Consider the following 18,769-nt stretch of genomic DNA (forward strand, 5'->3'; position numbering starts at 1 on the left):
TAGATTAATAAACTTTGTTGCGGTAAAATGCCTGGTTCATCGTCATACCATAAGGGGGAACGACAGGCGCCAGGTCTTCCAGCAGATCGGCTGCTGTAGCGGCGCCACCAGAACGTTCAAATGAATCCCGGATACGTTGTGCGGCTTGTTTATACGCCGGGTTTTTCAGGATCTCGAATACAGCTTCACGAAGATGTGGTGCCTTGAAACGTTTAAAGTTCAGCCGTACACCACTCTCTGCCTGTGTGACCTGACCTGCTACATGCGATTGATCATAAGCAATAGGAATCACAACCAGTGGCAATCCATGCGAAAGCGTTTCGCACACGGTATTATGACCTCCATGGCAAACCACGGCATCCAGGTGTGGCAACAGATCCAGCTGTGGTACGCGGTCCTGCACAATAAAATTAGAAGGCCAGCTCTCAAAGAGACTTTCATCTGATACGACTATTACTGTCACTGTCTCGTTGTTAAAAGCATCAATGACCTTTCCAAAGAATTCTTTTTTATAGGCGTGATCGAATGTAGTGCCTATCGAGACCAGTATCCTTGGATGGGCACCCATCTGCGACAGTTGTTCCCAGTTAAAAGGGGGTACAGTATGCCGGTTATTGAACACGGGGCCGATGAACTTGTAATGCTCCGGTGTGTCCATATAACCGAAGAAATCTTTTGAAGTATATACCAATGTGAGTTTTTCAGAAAGTACAACAGCGGTATTCCCTGGTACACCGAGTTCCTGTTGTAGTCCTACGATCTGTTTTACTTCCCAATCGTGTACACCGGGCAGGTCTTCAACCATCTTGATCGCTGCTGGTGCAGTCACAGAAGTAGCGTAAGGCATATTCCTGTTGTAAGCCGCAATGGCACCGGCAAATAGCTGGTGGTCATTGATCACTACATCAGGTTTGAAGCTATCCAGGATGGTATTGATGCCATCGTACATAAATCTGTTCAGGGGTATCAGTACCTCTTCGTAAAGGAACTTGATACTTTCAATGCCGGATACATTCTTTTTATGGATCTGTTCCAGGTAGTCTTCGCTATCGTCGTTATACTCGGCGAGCAGCAGCTGACCACCGGCTGGCAATCTATTGCCCAGTGCGGGGTCCAGGGTGATCCAGCCTACTTCGTGCCCTCTTTTCAATAATTCAGCACCGAGGCTCAATGTTGGGTTCACATGCCCATGTAAGGGAGGAACTATAAACGCAAACCTTGCCATATTCTATTATTGATTTGTCTGAATTTGCTCTGCCATCCTTCGAAGAAGTCTTTTAATCGTAACGCCGTTTCTTCCGGCTGTTGTAGCGGCAGATTATGATCCCCGTTCAGTAAAGCGAGCTTGGAACGGGTGAGTCTGTCATATAAAGTTTGTCCGGAGGGTACGCAGTCAGAGTCTTTGCCATAGAGCAATAACGTATCCTGTTTGATATACCCGATCTCTTTGCCTGAGAAGAAGCCACGTTCTTTGCGCAGGTCAGCTTTGATGGATGTTTCATTGAACAGGTATTCGTACATGCGATGGTTTTTTTCCAGCTGTCGCTTGCCCATCTTAAACTTTGTGGTGTCAGTAAAGTTGTTGATGTAGTCGATCAGAAACTCTTTGCTGTACATATCGATGATGCCCAGTCTTTCATTTTCGCCCGGATCAGGCGCTTCGATGACCGCAAGTTTCCTGACCCTACCGGGGAACCGGCTCGCCATGCGCAGGGCTACCAGTCCGCCGAAGCTATAACCTACCAGGTGTACCGCTTTGAGTTCTAAGGTTTCCATCAGGGCTAACAGATCGTCGGTGAGGGCGTTCAGGTCATAACCATCTTTCTCCTTACCGCTCATGCCATGACTCTTCAGGTCATACATGACTACATGAAATTGTTTGGCCAGAATTGGGGCAATGTTGAAATAGTAAACGGACAGATTGCTGAACATTCCATGGATCAGCAAAATGGTTTCCTTTGCACCTTTGTTCATTTCCTGTACATGAACGGAGGTGTGATTGATTTTGATTACTGGCATTGTTCAATGTATTTTATAATGTCACCCAGACTGAGATTGATCAGCTGGTCGAGGTCCATGTTGGAGAGCCATCCTGTAAAGTCTACATGTTCGCCAAAGTGACTCTTCACTTTCTCTGAAAAGGACACGATCTCGATACTGTCCATTTCCAGATCCCGTGTAAAAGAGCTTTCTTTGGTGATGTCCATATCTTCTACGAACTCTTCTCCGATTACCTCAGTTATGAATTGTTTCAGCAAGGCGAAGATCTCTTCGCTGTTCAGTTTGTGTGCAGCTATAGCGTCCATCCGATTATAAAATTGTTGTGTTTAATTGTCTTAATGTTGATATCGTTAATAGTCAGTTCATCACCAGTGATAGCGGTAATGGTATATCCTTTTGGATTGCCCTGGAGCCCTTTGCCCAGGTATTTGCCATAGGCTTCTTTGGCGACCCAGGCACGAATGATCCATTCATCGCGGTTCTCAGGGGGCAACAGCTCCAGTTCTGTAACACTGAACACCAGTTCACAAAAGCCTTCGCTCTGTGGTTTTATCTCTTCTATGTCAATGCCTACGGGTTGGTGATAACGGGCAATCGCCACGGCTTCCATGCCTTTGTGTGCGATACTCAGTTGAATACCTTCCACACCTGCTACATAAGGTGCACCGGCAGCATTGTTTTTGATTTCAAATTCTATCGGGAAGCAATGGTGTTGTAACACCGCCCGCACAGCGTCTTTGGCGGCCACGCGACTGATGATCCGTTCTTTACGCTTCATGGGCATCAACCCTTTTACAAATGCTTTTTCTGCCTGGTTCAGGTAGCGCTTCTGAATAAAATCCCATGATACCACACGCTGGTAAGCATTGTTGAAAGTGAATACACCCTGTGCAATCTCTTTCGCCAGCTTATTTTGTAAAGGCGCCATGGAGATCTGCCAGAGGGCTTCATCAATTTCAAGCCTTCTGTTTTGCCAACCGGTAACGATGGCCCAGATCTGTCCTGCTTTTTTAATGACAAAATCAGCAGTCGCAAATTCGTCATTCAGTTCAGTGAGCTGACACGTGCATTCAAAGCTGCCGGATTGATCCTGCATATCACCATAGAAAGCGATTTCATGGATCTTTACGGGAAATGCGATCCTGTCTTTCGTTAAGATCAGCTGTAACCACAGTCCGAACAACTGGCCGGCGTTGTCTAATAAGGATCCTTTGCCCGTGCTGCTTTCGATGATGCCGGTGATACCTTTTTCTCCCATGTGCACAATCTTCCTGATACCCTGATAACCGGGGCCATGGAACATGTGCCGCTCGTATATTTGCTCAGGTGTTTTGTACAATTCACTGCCTAATGAGGCGCCAATGGAAAAATCCCTTGCAGGTGGTACCGGATATTGTTTAGTCAGTTGCACACTGGCGTTGGCATAATTTGGAAGGTCCATGTGCACAGTGTCATTCCCTTCCCACTTACCGGTAATGGTTTCTTTGAAAGGAGAGGACACGTTCATCCATTGGAACACCTGTATGTTGTAAATGCGTTTTACAGCCCTATTCTGTCCGTTTGCACGGGCCACGTCACCAAATAGCTCAAAGATCATCGTCATGGGTATAACGGGGTCCATATCCTCTTTAATGGGCCATCCGGGTTTTTGTTTTACCAATGCGTGGTCGATGAGGTAAGGCGTGTTTTCCAGGGAAATATTGAGTGTATGAGAAATGGGTTGTACAGTGATCGGATCATTGAATAATGCAATGATTTCATCCTGGATAGCCGTGATCTCATCTACATTTTGGAGAAATGCCTGTAAAACAGGTTTTCGAACGGTGGCAAATGCCGGCTTCATAGCAGGAGCAGGAAGGGATAATCCCTTTAAACTATCCAGTTCTTTAATAAACGGTGAGCCTAATTGCAAAGGCATACCCGATTTGCCTTTCGGCGAAATCCCTAAAAATGCCAGATTTACCGCTTTCCCTTCCACAAACAATGCAGCCATTACTCGTTGTAACTGATCCAAACCACCGCGTGTAGGTACATTCGCAGCGATCGCACTATATGATTTACCTTTTAATGTATCGTCTACAAATCCAATCAAACCACCTGCACCCGCCTGAATAAACACGCGTACATTTTCTTCCTCGTATAATTTCCGGGTCAGTTCACGGAAGCGTACCGGTTTGATCAAATGCTCCACACTCAAATCCCTGATAGCCTCATACGTATCCGGATACAGATCCAGCGTAGTAGCGGACCAGAACGGAATCTCAGGTTTCAACCACTGTATCTTGCTGATACCTGCGAGTAATACATCTGTTTTCTTCGCTACAAAAGGAGAGTGGAAGCCAGACTGGAATGGCAGTACCTGATAGAAGATCTGCTTTACTTTCAGTATCTCAATGAAGTCTGCAACAGCTGCATCCGTACCACAAAGAATCGCTTGCTGCGGACAGTTGTCCATGGATAGATAGATGTCTTTCTTCCCTTCCAGTAAAGGAAGCAGCTGATCATATCCAATACCGGTTACCAGAAATTTCGCATTTTCTGTTTCTAATGCCTGTGGGTTCAGGTCCTGTAATATTTCAAGAATAGAAGCTTCCGTAGCCATGCCCGCAGAGCGGCCAGCCAGCCATTCACCCATACTATGTCCTGCATTCAGGTCAGGACGAATACCCATTTGTTTGAGGGCTGTATCGATAATACGGCTCCTTTCAAGCAGGGTAATAGCAGAATCATATACGCTGTCTTTATTGCTCTCAGCACCGGGTAAATTAAAGTGAGCTGCTACGCTATCTACTTCTCCGCCCCCCAATCCATCCAGACCTGCGAAAAGGAAGGCTACCTTTCCACCTTTGGAAATCAACGGCTCATTGGTAAACCAGATGTCCTGTTTATTTCTCCACGGCGTATTCCTGCCTACAATTTTTACGGCTTTTTTGATTCGTTCCGGCGAAGGATCAAACAATGCAATGCGGTAATCACCCTGTCCCGGATCGGTTTCTTTATTCTCCAATGCACGGATCAATGCATCTCCACTATTCCTTGCCAGTAGTAATACATCTGCTTTCAGCGAAGGCGTGATACCATTGAAGACGCCTTTAGGTAAGCTATTAAAGCCTTCCACCACCAGGTGTGCATTGATACCACCAAACCCAAATGCATTCACCCCTGCTCTTAATGGCAAGCCTGTCGCCTGCCAGTCGGTCGCTTCCTGTACGGGTGCAAACCGGGTGTTCTGCATAGCTGCTACCGGTTCTTCACAGTGCAGGGTAGGAGGCAGGGTGTTGTGATACAATGCCAGCGCTGTCTTGATCAAACCTGCCATACCAGCTGCCGGCATCGCATGACCAATCATCGATTTCACAGAACCAATACCTGCTTTATGTGCATGTTGACCAAACACCTGTGCCAGTGTTTCGAGTTCTGTTTTATCACCTAATGGCGTACCTGTGCCATGTGCTTCGATATATCCGATTTCATCCAGAGAAACTCCGGCTTTTTGCCATGCCTGCCTGATCGCAACCGCTTGCCCTTTTACAGCAGGACTCATTACACTGGTACCGGCACCATCGCTGGATATGCCACTACCTTTGATAACAGCATAGATGCGGTCATTATCAGCAATGGCGTCATCTAATCTTTTCAGCACGACAAAACCACATCCTTCTCCTATCAGCAAACCATCGGCCTGTTGATCAAAAGGTCTTATCTGCTGTCTTCTTGAAAGCGCCCCCAGTTGCGTGAAGATGCTCCAGAATGGCGCATTCTGCGATACATGTACCCCACCGGCAATGATCATATCTGCTCTGCCGGTGCTGAGTTCCTGTAGGCCATGATCTACTGCCAGCAGTGAACTGGCGCAGGCGGCATCCAGTGTATAAGCTACACCACCCAGGTTCAAACGATTCGCTACCAAAGAAGCCACAAGATTAGGAATCAATCCCATGGCTGTATCCGGACCAAAGCGACCTTTTTTCTGCTGGAACTCTTTCTTTACCTTTTCAAGATCAGCACCTGATAAATGTGGTAATAAAGTTTGCAGGAGTTGTACAATCTGCTCACCTGTACGCACTATTTCAATCGCTCTGGTAGCACCGGGACCGGGATAATTCCCTTTCCCGATAATGATACCTGTTTTCTCCAGCGGGATTTGCTTATCCAATATGCCTGCATCCTGCAATGCTTGTTGGGCAAGGGCCAGCGTAAGTAACTGCTCTGGTTCTGTACCCTCTACCGCCAGTGGCAATATGCCAAAACGAATGGGATCGAAGGTGGCAAATTCATCGATGAACCCACCCTTGCGACAATAAAAACGGTCTACCGCTATCGTCTCCGTATCAAAGAAGGTGGCGTCCAGCCTGTTTTCAGGCACCGCCTGTATTGCGTCTTTTTTCTGTATAATGTTCTGCCAGAAAGCCTGGATATTGCCCGCACCGGGGAAGATACCGGACATCCCTATGATTGCTACATTCATATCTGCGGACGTTTTTAAAGGTTAAGCCATGATCAGTACCTGACTCTCATTTCCATATTTCAGCTCGTTTACAAATAGCTCCATGCCTTCCTGTAAAGGGATGAGGGCAATGCCTCTGCGTTCATATTCCCTTTCCAGGGCAGGAGACACCATCCCAGTGCCTTTCCATGGACCCCAGTTGATAGCTGTTACTTTCCCTTTGATGGTGTTGCGCAGCTCCCATGCATAGCGGTCCATCACACTGTTGGCAGCAGCATAGTCGGTTTGACCACGGTTGCCATATACAGAAGCGACACTGGAAAAGAAGATCACAAACTGTACATCCGGACGCAGTTGTTCTGCCAGTATTCTCAGTGGTGTAACTTTGGTCGTGAACACGCGTTCGAATGATTCAGAAGTCTTCTGCTGGAAGAGTTTATCTTCCAATAATCCGGCTCCATGCACTACGCCATCAATCCGGCCATAGTCTTTGTAGACCTGATCGATCAGTGCACTGATCTCCTGTTCATTGCGCAGGTCAAGTGAGCGATAAATAACAATCGCACCATTTTTCTCAAGCGAATGGATAGTGGATAATATCTGGTTTGCTTTGTGTATATCGGAAGCTTTCTTTTCTATGTCCGCCGGTTTGGTGAGTTGTCCTTCGGCAATCAATTGCTTTTTGATCGCATCTTTGGTAGTGAGAGATGCATATTGAGAAGCTACTGTATTGCGAGGGTCAGCGGAGCGGCCTACGAGTATATAATTACAAGGGTAATCCTTTGCAAAGCGGATCATCAGTTCTGCTGTAATGCCCTGTGCACCGCCTAATACCAGTACTACGCTGTTCTTATCCAATTGCAGTTGTGAAGTATCACCTACGGGTAATTGTGAAGGTATCAGACTAAAAGTATGTCTGCTGCCATTGTGATAAATTACTTCTGCTGGTTCATCAGGATGTAGAATTTCATCGATGATCATACCCGGAATGCGATCAGCCGGGAACTGGCCTGTCAGCGTAATACTACGGCACTTGGTAGCTTCCCATTCCTTGTCCAGGCTTTTTAAAAAACCTGGATAACCTTGTACACTACGCAAGTCTTTGGCATCGCCATTCAGTACACCGGAAATGGCATATACCCATTTCGCTTTTTCAGGGTTCAGCTTTTTGATGGTGTCAAATGCTGTGAGGATGTTAGGCCGGCCGGGTGCTGTAAGCAGATCTGGAATGATCAGTCCCTGATATTCATCTAAAGATTCTTCACCTTTTATGATCGTAACACTGGCGCCTTTTTCAACCAGCAAACTTTGCAAAGCCGCAGGCAATGCGCTGCCATCGTCCATGATAGCAAACTTCGCATCTTTAATAGCAACTGGTTGCTGTGAAAAAACGGAAGGTGTCAAAGAGAAACACAACCGTGAAAGACTTGCTGCTGTTGCTGCAGCTATCGCATTGGCGGTATTGTATACAGGAATCGCGTTACTCACGTTCTGCACAGGAATCGTATTACCCACGTTGTGCAAAGGACTCGCATTACTCACGTTCTGCGCAGGACTCGCTGGAGTAGTACCACCTACATTTTCAGCAATCCATCGCACCAGACCATTCAGCGTTTTAATCCCTGCCAGTGCTTCTGTTTTATCTTCTCCATTCTGAGAGAAGCTGCCAATCTTTATTTTCAGCTCCCCCAGTATCTCCATACGTTTGATGGAATCAATACTGAGATCTGCTTCAAGATCCAGGTCCATACCCAGCATATCAGTAGGATAGCCGGTTTTTTCACTTACCGTGAGCAGGAGTATATTTTTGATTTCGCTTTCGGACCAGGTGACCGATGTTTGCGCCGCAGCAGCTGCGGAGGGAGCTGCTGCCGGAGCCGCCTGTTGTTGATCCATATTACCAGAAATCCATAACAACAGCCCATTTAACGTTTTGATACCCGCTAATTGTTCTACCACAGCTTCGTCGCTCTGACCACTGGTTTTGAAACCACCCAATCGGGTGCGCAGTTCACCAATGATCTCCATGCGCTTGATAGAATCTATACTCAGATCCGCTTCCATGTCGAGGTCTAAGCCCAGCATCTCTTGTGGATAACCGGTTTTTTCACTCACAATTTGCAAAATAGTATCTTTGATATCGACCACAGGTTGTTGTGCAATGGCGTGTTGCAGCGATACACCACCAGCATCTGGTAAGCTCTGTGCATCTACGTTTTCAGCGATCCATTGCAGTAGTCCATTCAGTGTTTTGATACCTGCCAGTTGTTCTACAACTGCTTCGTCTGATTTACCACTTGATTTGAAACCACCCATTTTGGTACGGAGCTCCCCGATGATCTCCATGCGCTTGATAGAGTCAATGCTCAGGTCAGCTTCCATGTCCATTTCAAGGCCGAGCATTTCGTGTGGATAACCTGTTTTTTCACTGACTACTTCGATGAGGATGCGTTTAGTATCTCTCTTTGTTGCAACTGGAACAGGAGCCGCAGCCGCCGCAGCAGGTACCGCAACCTGAACCGCCACATGCGTAACCGGCGCCACAGCCGCTACCGACGCGGCAATCGGCATTGCCGCCGGCGTATGCCCCAAATAACCCAATATCACATCTCTCTGTGCCTGCACTAACAATTTCACACTATTCAAATATTCCTGCACCATATGTTCTGCATTGCCAGCAGGAGGAGCTACCACTACAGGCGCCGCGCCAATATTCAATTTCAATGGCTGCAATAATGGCATTGCACCATGCGCCGGCAACTTACCCACGGATGGTACTGCCATATGCCCATTTACAAACCATACTGTAGCACTCTTCTTATATTGAGCAGGATTATCCAGTTGTAATACCTGCACATCACGACCATCAAAGAGTTTCTCTAAATTGATCGCTCTACCTGTACTAATATATTTTGCCAGTGTATTCAACAAATGCGTGATCGCATGCGGTGCTTTATCTTCTGTATGCAACACCAGCGTCTCTTTACCTAAAGTTGACTTTGCCAGATTACTCAATACCTTACCCGGACCTGCTTCGATAAACACCCTTGCACCCGCAGCATACATGTGTTCCACCTCTTCTGCAAACAATACTGGTTTAACGATATGCTCCGCCAATCTAGCCCTGATCTCCGCTGGTTGTGTTGGATACAACTGTGCAGTAGTATTTGACCATACAGGAATTGTAATAGGTGCAAAATCCACATCCTTGATCGCCGTCTCATATAGCGCCTTTGCACCCGCTATCACCGGACTATGAAATGCGCAAGCCACTTCCATCTGTTTGTAAGAGATCTTCGCCTCTTTCAATTTTTCCATCAGCGCCTCAATATCAGCTGTTTTACCAGCCAATGCCCATTGCGCAGGCGAATTATGATTTACAGGATACACACCCGTACCCTCACCCGTAAATGCTTTCAACACATCTTCCCCACAGCTCACAGCCACCATCATTCCCTTATCATCAATCACGCCACCCAAAATCGCTTTTGCACGCAACTCACTCAGCGGCACCAACTGCTCAGCAGCAAATGCACCTGCAAAACACAGCGCAGGCAACTCGCCATAACTATGCCCTGCCACCATATCAGGCTCAATACCCAATGATTGCAGGAATTGCGCCATGGCCAGATCCACAATCCCCAACACAGGCTGCGCTACCCTTGTATCTTTGATCTGTTCCTTCTGTTGCCGGATCGCCTCATTATTAAACACCGCAGGTGGGAACAACACTTTCTCATAAGCAGGATGTTTCTTCAGCAACTGTCTCATTACAGGGAAAGCTACAAACAGCTCTCTCGCCATATTGATCCGCTGACTACCCTGCCCTGGGAACAAAAAGGCTACCTTCCCTTCTACAGGCGCTGTTACATAAATATCTTTAGAAGTAGCACCTGCCAGCGCCAGATCTAATTTCATCATCAGATCTTCTCTACTTGTAGCCACTATAGATAAGGATACCGGCTCCTGACTATACACTGCCAGACTATAAGCCAGGTCCTTCAGTGATATACTATCATTGTTTTGGAGTATGCTGCTCACCGCTTTCAACAACGGCTGACTATTTCCTCTGAATACAAATAACTCTGCCGGCCATGTCTTTATCGCTGTATGCGCATCCTGTACACTGGCATCATTCTCAATCACCGCATGGAAGTTCGTACCTCCAAACCCAAATGCGCTGACACCCGCCGTACGCTTATCATCCAGCCACAACCCGGCTTCCGCATTAAACAGGAAAGGACTGCTTGCCGGATTATAAAAACTATTCGGCGTCTTCATATGTAAGGTAGGCGGCTTCACACCATGGTATACTGACAATGCAGCCTTGATCAATCCTGCTAAACCTGCGGCACACTTAGTATGCCCGATCTGTGTCTTTACAGAGCCCAGGTAGGTCTGCCCGATCACTGCACCATTCTGAATCAGCATGTCAGAGATCGCACTGATCTCAGTCTTATCACCTACTACTGTACCGGTACCATGCGCCTCCACTAAACCCACTGTAGCCGGAGAGATTCCACTCATCTCATAAGCACGTTCCAATGCTTTCACCTGCCCTGCCTTTCTCGGTGCAGTTAATCCTAAACTCTTACCATCACTGCTACCACCTACACCTTTGATCACCGCATATATCTTATCTCCATCTCTTTTTGCATCTGACAATCTTTTCAGCACAATCATCGCTACCCCTTCACCTAGTGCAATACCATCCGCCTCACTATCAAAAGTTGCGCACCGTCCTTTCTTTGACAACGCATGCGTACTACTAAACATCAGGTAGTCATTAATCCCATTGTGCAGGTCGGCAGCACCAGCCAGCACCATTTCTGACTTACCCAATACCAGCTCCTGACAAGCCAGGTCAATCGCCGCCAGCGAAGATGCGCAAGCTGCATCTACCGTATAGTTACGTCCACCCAGATCCAACCTGTTCGTAATACGACCAGAGATCACATTTGCCAGCACGCCCGGAAAACTATCTTCCGTCATCCGTGGCAACACTGCTTTCAACTCCTCCGGCAGCTCACCCAGATACTGTCGATACGTAGATCTGAACCCATAACTATTCGCCAGATCAGTACCTCCTTCTGCACCTATAATCACAGATACATCTTCTCCATTAAATTCCTTTCCGCCATACCCTGCATTATCCAGCGCCTGCTTTGCTACCAGCAAAGCCAGCAACTGTGTAGGGTCTATCGCCGCCAATGACTGTGGTGGAATCCCAAACGCCATCGGATCGAAATCAATACGCGGAATAAATCCTCCCCACTTGGAAGGAGACATCTCACCATCATTCGAATTATTATCAAAATACAATTCCTTGTTCCATCTCTCATCCGGCACCTCTGTTACACAGTCTACACCATTTAATATATTCGCCCAGAACTCATCGATATTTTTCGCACCCGGATAGATACAAGCCATACCTATGATGGCCACATCCAGAGCTTTCTCCGGCTGTGTAAGCGGTGCAGGCAAAATAGCTTTATCAATAATTGTCTGATTCATCGCTGCCACATCTTCATGTAGTGCATGCATCGTTACCGTTTCATTGCGCATGGCGGCTACCTGTCCAATCATATACATGCCTTCACTCAGCTGTTGCTTCGGCGCTATTTTTACCAAACCTTCATCCGTTCTATCTACACCTTTCGCCGCTATACGCAAGCGGCCTACATTCAGTGATTCGAGTTGAGTCCAGATCTCTTTTTTATCCACATTCGCAGCTACCAGCTGCTCTTTTTCCTTATTAAAATAATCAGCGAAAGGAGAGTGCAGGCAACGGGTTTCATGGCCCGGTGCAGTTTCTAATAAAACGGTATGATTATGTGCAATGGCCTGGTCCTGGAATTGCTGCAGGATTGCACCTGTCTCTACCGCTTCTTTCGTATAGATATAAGCAGTACCCATCAATACACCTACCTTCGCACCTTTAGTGGCCAATGGCGCGACCATCACACCAATAAAAGCTGCTGACAATGCATCGTGAATACCACCAGCAAAAAACAAACTGAACTGGCCCGCACTTTCTTCCTGCAATAGTCTGTCAATCTGTTTCTCCCACAGCACAAAGCTGGACAGGGGCCCTACGTGTCCTCCGCATTCGCGGCCTTCAAACACAAACTTCCTGGCCCCTTCTTTTATAAACATATCCAGCAATGAAGCTGAGGGTACATGCAGGAAAGACTGAATACCCTGCTGCTCCAGCGCTTTGGCTTGAGAGGGGCGGCCACCGGCTATGAGCACGAATGGCGGTTTTTCTTCCAGTATGTAGGCAGTTTGCTCATCTCTCAGCTCCTGCGGTGCAAACCCGAGTATACCCACACCCCAGGTTTTGTCACCGGCAAGTTGTTTGGTTTCGCGAATCAGGTTTCTGGCTGATTCGCCTTTCAATAAAGACAAGGCTACGAATGGCAGTGCACCTGCATTGGCTACAGCCGCAGCAAAAGCGGGCACGTCGCTCACACGTGTCATCGGCCCTTGTGCAATGGGATAGGTAATGTTCAATTCCTTCGCCAGTGCATTGTTCGGACTGATGACAGGCTGTGTTTGTGCCTGCCTGATATGCCCACGAATGGCATGATGCATACCGGTGATGAGTCTGCCTAATTTCTTATATCGCTTTACAAGGTCGATAGAGATGGCAATGTCCTGACCCAGTGGCAGGAAACCTTTATCCAGGTCCAATGTTTGTAACAGTGGCTCCAACTGGGCCATGGTCGCGTTTTCCGGCAGCTCCGGAGAGTTGGGGCGTACCAGTACGCGGAAATGATCGATGATGCGGGTCTCATTGCCATTGAGTTTTTCGCATACATTTTTTAATGCTTTAGGGGCTGTACATTCAGGAAAGAGTGCCAGTTGACTGTCCAGTACCACCCCGGTAGCGCCAGTGGCTATAAGGGCAGCTGTAGTGTGAATACCGATGCCTCCCTGTACATATATGTGGGCATCAGGCATTGCTTTGACCACCTGCTGAAAAAGAATATAAGATGATTCATCACCTGTTTTACCACCGCTTTCATTCCCTTTGAGGATGATACCGTCGGCCTTCTCTTTCTTTGCCAGCTTCGCTTCGGCAAGACTATGCACCTGGTAAAACAGTTGTACTTTCTTTGGCAGTTTTAATTTCATGCCATAGGGTGCAATGACCATTGATACCTGCTCAGGGAGGGAAATATCTGCAACACTAGTATGCACAATACATACACCGAATGGTTGTGACAGTTGTAATGCCAGTGCAGACAATGCAGTTTCCGCAACCTGTCTGTTACGTCCTAAATGAAGTACAGGAAAGGCTTTCGCATTCGCCAAAGCAATGGCAAGGTGAACGTCAGGGTTTTCGAACGGGGTGATCCCGATAATTGTAGACATATTCATACTAGGTTATTTGAGTTAGGTAACGGGCATGCCTGTTCCGGTCCATGATCATCGTTTGATCATAGTAATGCTATACCGCGTGCCTGGATTATTTTAATATGACTGTTGCGCCTTTCAGACTACTATGTTGACGTCAGGACATAGTAATCCAATCCTGTTTATACGAACTGGAATTTGTTTTCATAGCGCAGACTTATTAAAGGCTGAACGGGCCTGGATCTCACATGAACAACTGTTCTTCCTGCTACAGAAAGTTAAATGGCTGAAAGAGATCTATTCTCGCAGCTCATAATATATTATGACGATTCCTGGTGAAAATAAAAAGCGACTCCGGTAATGGTTATTTATCCTGATACGATGTTAATGACGATCGAAGATAAATTGGTGCAACAACACTATTGATTTCTCAGATCCCTGCCTGGTTTTGTACTGTGTTCTGGTTGTGGGTTTCATAGAATTTAAAAGATATCTGGTTATTTGAGATGTTTCAAAGGAAAAACCTTTAATGTTATGTTAAAGCTACTAAAATTTCCTTGAAAAAAATATAGGGGTTAGCGATGAATTAGTAGTTCGTAACAGGAAATTAATATCTGTAAATAATACTAATGTAAATATGAAAGGGAATAAAACTAAAAAAGACAAGTGGCACGGAAACCCATGCCACTTGTCTCAAATTGTAAACAGATACTTAGTTGTCTGCTGACAGCTTCCCAACGACTTTATATCCTCTGGAACTGTCTGCGTTAGTGACTTCCTGGTAATACATACCATCTGGAGACACGTATAATTGCTGACCATTTATTTCAACTCCCCTGCAACCATTTGGCAGTTGTTGCAATATCTCCGGCTCAGGTGCAGGCGCAGGTTGTTCGTCCTGTGCTTTGCCTGTATCCAGCTGTCCGTTCTTACCTACTACCACATATTTTACTTGTTTATCCTGTAGGATTTCCTGGTAGTAAGTACCGTTCTTTTCGTAGTAGGTATTCCCGTCAATCACCACCGTATTTACTCCATTTGGTAAACCTGGTATCACTACGCCCAATGGAGGATCTACTACCTGGTATTGTTCACGCTGAGTACCTTCGGCTACATATGATTGATAGAAGTATCCATCAGAATAGTAGTAAGGCCCCCATGCCGTGTTGAAAGAAAGGAAGCCATAAGGCAATACATTCACCACGAATCCTATTGGCATGCCGTAATAACGGTATGGACGATAATATGGACGTGGATAATGCGCGTAATAAGGAGAGCGGTAATAACCACCCGCATAAATGCGTGGGCCTACAATAGCCGCACCAATACCGACACCGATCCTGGCGCCACCACCCACAGCGATCCTTCCACCGCCACCACCGAATGCGATACGGCCTCCACCGCCACCGCCCCAATGTCCACGACTACGTTGTGCAGATGCACTATCAACTGTTGCGACACTTACCAGGGCTATCAAGGTCAGCAACACGTATATTCTATTCTTCATTTTGCCTCAGAGTTTAAATATTAGATCGATCTGGATACGATAAGTTTAACGTTAAAAACGTGTTTAACATTTTATGTGAAGGTAAATTTGTGTGGCTTAAAACCCGCTTAAAATGGCATTAAAACAACTGGTTGCGGAGGATCCTTTTTATAATCTGGATCGTATTGCGGCCTATTTGTCCCTTGTATTTATTCAGAATGGCAACTTCTGAGCTACCCTTGCTTAGTTCGTTCACTACCGGCAACCATTTGCTCAGGAAGGCTGAGTTAGGCGTACGGTATTTTAATAACCGGCGTACGGTTTCTATCACTGCTTTGGGTACAGTTCCTTCGTGGAGCTCAAATACTTCGTCCGTACTCAGACCCAGGTCTATATCCTGTGCCACCCGGCTATAATCCTGCAGGTATTTTTCGTTTGCTTCCATTACCTGCAATAGGGGATCATCGCTGTAGCGGATATGTCCATATTGTCTGGCTTGCTTATGTATACGGCTGAGGGCGTAATTGCGGGCTACGTTGTCACAAATAACGAGGTCGGAGGGTTGGAGTTCGAACCATTCACCTTTTACCCTTTTGTGCTGGAATATTACATGTAGGCATTCTTCCAGGTCATCCATATTGGCAGCAGGGTATTGGCGGATCACACGGAACATTACGGGCAGGTGAGTATGATAGGAAGAAAGCCTTTTCTGCAGATCCTGGGTTTTCCCAATCTTGTAGAGGTTTTTTCCTGTATTGATAATATAAACACACTTGCCAATGAGGACTTGTTCCATATAATGACAGAATGACAATCCGAGGATATATATGCAAAATGTAGAATTTTTTTTAATAATGGTGCTATTTTTTTGCGGGGGCAGTTAAATTAGTAGAATGAAATACAATACCCTGGGTAAATCAGACCTTCAGATCAGCGAAATCGCTTTTGGATGCATGTCGCTGGGAGAGAACACATTAGAAAACACTTTCCTGGTGCACCGCGCGCTGGACAAGGGGATTAACTTCTTTGACACGGCGGATCTCTACAATCATGGGGATAATGAAGTACAACTGGGATTGGCGCTGAAAGGGAAACGGGATAAGGCGGTTGTAGCTACCAAGGTAGGGAACGAGTGGAGAGCAGATAAAAGCGGGTGGGATTGGAATCCGTCCAAAGCTTATATCCTCAGATCGGTAGATGAGAGCCTGCGCCGCCTGGGTACTGACTACATTGATCTGTACCAGTTGCATGGGGGCATGATGGAGGATCCTATTGATGAGACCATTGCTGCTTTTGAAGAATTGCAGCAGGCAGGGAAGATCCGGTATTATGGTATTTCTTCTATTCGTCCGAATGTGATCAGGGAATATATCAACCGCTCCAATATCGTGAGTGTAATGATGCAATACAGCCTACTGGACCGCAGACCGGAAGAGACCTGTTTAGAGTTATTAAAATCAAACAATATCGGGGTATTAGCGAGGGGAGGAGTGGCCAAAGGCTTACTCGCCGGCAAGCACCCGGAGCCGTACCTGAACTATGACGCTGCCGCTGTGGCAAAAGCAGCGCTGGCAATTGCAAACATCTCACAGCAGGATCGTACACTGGCGCAAACGGCATTACGGTTTGTACTGCATCAGCCGGCTATCGCCGCCGCCGTAGTAGGGATCAGAACACAGAATCAACTGGAAGAAGCGGCAGGAGTATTTAAGTCAGCGGCCCTGACACCTAATGAAATAGCGGAACTGGAGCAGTCAATCCAACCAAACCGCTATGACCAGCATCGTTAAAAAGCATGGCCGTGCCGAAGCAAAGCAGCTCTTCTTTTTAGCCGGGCGCAGGCCCTTTCAAAAACAAAACCGCTTTTGCCGTAGGCAAAAGCGGTTTTGTTTTTGAAAGAACTATAATTTTTTATTTCAATTTCTTCCCTATCCTATAATCCACCATCCCACTAAACTTCTTCGTATTCAACGACGTCCCTGACACCCTCAACCCTTCACTACTACCCGTAGCCAACCTGCCACCAGTACTCGCCGGATAACTACCCGTTGTCAGATAAGTCTGAATATTATACAGATTCTCATCCCCCGTCAAACTTCCCCATCTTGCACCGATATAATCTGCCGCGGAATCAGTCGGGGTAATACCTGAATAATACCCACCTGTATGGCTGGCATTTTCAGTCGCAAAGTTAATCGCATACAGATCCGCCAGGTACTGTTCTTTACCGGTACTATCATAGTCAGACAAGGTAAATGTGATAAATCCACAAGGTTTACCATAAGTCGTAGTACCTACCAGCTGCACATTCATATAAGGCTTCAGGTTATTCAGCGTCATCTCACTGGCAGAAGCCGTATTCCCTGATGTAATAAAGAATACATTATCCAGTGCCAGTCCGCCGGTAGTAGCCGGGAAGTTCACACTGGCTTCCAGCCCCACCTGATCCAGGTTAGCCGTCAGCTTATCATTATACAGGTAATAATACATGGTCTTGCCCGCAGCGCTGGCCGGTGCAATCGCGCTATCCAGGTATTCTGCCGTGGTGACAGAACCACCACCATTATAGCGAAGGTCTACAATCAGGTTCGTGATACCCGCTGCTTTAAATTTGGTAAACAGGGCATCCAGGACTGTTTTGGTCGGTGAAGCCACCCCTTTACTGGTATAGGTACTGGTAAAGGTATAGAACACAAAATACCCCACTTTAGACCCATTGATGGTATAAGTGGTATCAAACAGCACCGGGTTAATATTGTAAGTAGCAGCAGTCAGTGAATAACTGGCGGTTACTTTTGATGTGTTTTTTGTCACCGTCAGACTCACAGAAGTGGAGTTAAACAGGGCATTGGTTACTTTTGTCGTATTGGTACCTGAAGATCCATCATAGGCAATATCCGTATCGCCGTTGATCGCTGTGATCCTGTCGCCTCTTTCCAATCCGGCCTGACCGGCAGGGGAGTTCTTATCTGCATAAAGCACGTACAGGTAAGTGGTAGACTTATTTGCATCAGCATATACATAACTCACTTCCATCCCGAAATCGCCGGAGGTAGCAGACACTTTTGTCAGGGAACCAGATACCCCATCCTGCAGGGAGGTGGACAATGACCCTGTTCTGTCCAGAAAGCTATACCTGTCCAGTGCGGTTGATCCCGTTCCTACAGAATAAGCTTTCATGGCTGTGAGCAGGTCATCAGCGGTGGAATAGGTGCTACTCAGTGGATTCATGGTAGGTACATTGGAATACCAGTAGTAGGTAGGCAGGTCAGTCGTCGTACTACGACCACCATTTACATAGCTCACCTGCATGGTGTTGTACATCAGGTATTTCAGCGAATCCTCGTCGGAGGTAGCAGTGCCGGAGGTCGTGGTTGTTGTACTCCCGGATTTGCTTTCTTTTTTACAGGCAGTGAAAAAACCTGCACACAGCGTACCTACAGTCAGTACGGCCAGCGTAAATCTTTTATTCATGA

The 18,769-nt window shown here is 46.7% G+C and carries 9 protein-coding genes; 1 reads left to right on the plus strand and 8 read right to left on the minus strand.

Features of this window, described 5'->3' with window-relative positions:
* Positions 1-4 precede the first annotated feature (4 nt).
* The 7 genes from BW716_RS26765 to BW716_RS26795 all read right to left on the minus strand — a co-directional run bounded on the left by BW716_RS26765 (position 5) and on the right by BW716_RS26795 (position 16,089).
* Complete coding sequence (locus BW716_RS26765) at positions 5-1,225, minus strand: glycosyltransferase (protein ID WP_083728767.1); 1,221 nt, start codon at positions 1,223-1,225, stop codon at positions 5-7.
* Positions 1,204-2,019, minus strand: a complete 816-nt coding sequence (locus tag BW716_RS26770) for an alpha/beta fold hydrolase (protein WP_083728769.1) — start codon at positions 2,017-2,019, stop codon at positions 1,204-1,206. The genes BW716_RS26765 and BW716_RS26770 overlap by 22 nt, the downstream gene beginning before the upstream one ends.
* Entirely contained in the window at positions 2,010-2,306 is a 297-nt protein-coding gene (locus BW716_RS26775; RefSeq protein WP_083728771.1) for an acyl carrier protein, read from the minus strand. The genes BW716_RS26770 and BW716_RS26775 overlap by 10 nt, the downstream gene beginning before the upstream one ends.
* Positions 2,294-6,469: a type I polyketide synthase gene (locus tag BW716_RS26780; protein ID WP_083728773.1), complete on the minus strand. Its 4,176-nt coding sequence runs from the start codon at positions 6,467-6,469 to the stop codon at positions 2,294-2,296. The genes BW716_RS26775 and BW716_RS26780 overlap by 13 nt, the downstream gene beginning before the upstream one ends.
* A 21-nt stretch (positions 6,470-6,490) precedes the next feature.
* Complete coding sequence (locus BW716_RS26785) at positions 6,491-13,825, minus strand: type I polyketide synthase (RefSeq protein WP_235643955.1); 7,335 nt, start codon at positions 13,823-13,825, stop codon at positions 6,491-6,493.
* A gap of 694 nt (positions 13,826-14,519) precedes the next feature.
* Positions 14,520-15,314 carry a DUF6515 family protein gene (locus tag BW716_RS26790; RefSeq protein ID WP_083728777.1) on the minus strand — a complete coding sequence of 265 codons (795 nt, stop codon included), beginning with the start codon at positions 15,312-15,314 and terminating at the stop codon, positions 14,520-14,522.
* A gap of 118 nt (positions 15,315-15,432) precedes the next feature.
* On the minus strand, positions 15,433-16,089 hold the full coding sequence (locus BW716_RS26795; RefSeq protein WP_083728779.1) for a GIY-YIG nuclease family protein: 657 nt from the start codon (positions 16,087-16,089) through the stop codon (positions 15,433-15,435).
* 97 nt (positions 16,090-16,186) lie between these two features.
* Between BW716_RS26795 and BW716_RS26800 the strand changes: the two genes are divergently transcribed.
* Positions 16,187-17,083 (plus strand): aldo/keto reductase, encoded by an 897-nt coding sequence (locus BW716_RS26800; protein WP_083728781.1) that lies wholly within the window; start codon positions 16,187-16,189, stop codon positions 17,081-17,083.
* 121 nt (positions 17,084-17,204) lie between these two features.
* Here the strand turns inward: BW716_RS26800 and BW716_RS26805 are convergent, their stop codons facing one another.
* Positions 17,205-18,767, minus strand: coding sequence for a S41 family peptidase (locus BW716_RS26805; protein ID WP_083728783.1), 1,563 nt, complete (start codon positions 18,765-18,767; stop codon positions 17,205-17,207).
* Positions 18,768-18,769 lie beyond the last annotated feature (2 nt).

This window comes from [Flexibacter] sp. ATCC 35208 (genome assembly GCF_001975825.1).
Lineage (GTDB): Bacteria > Bacteroidota > Bacteroidia > Chitinophagales > Chitinophagaceae > Chitinophaga.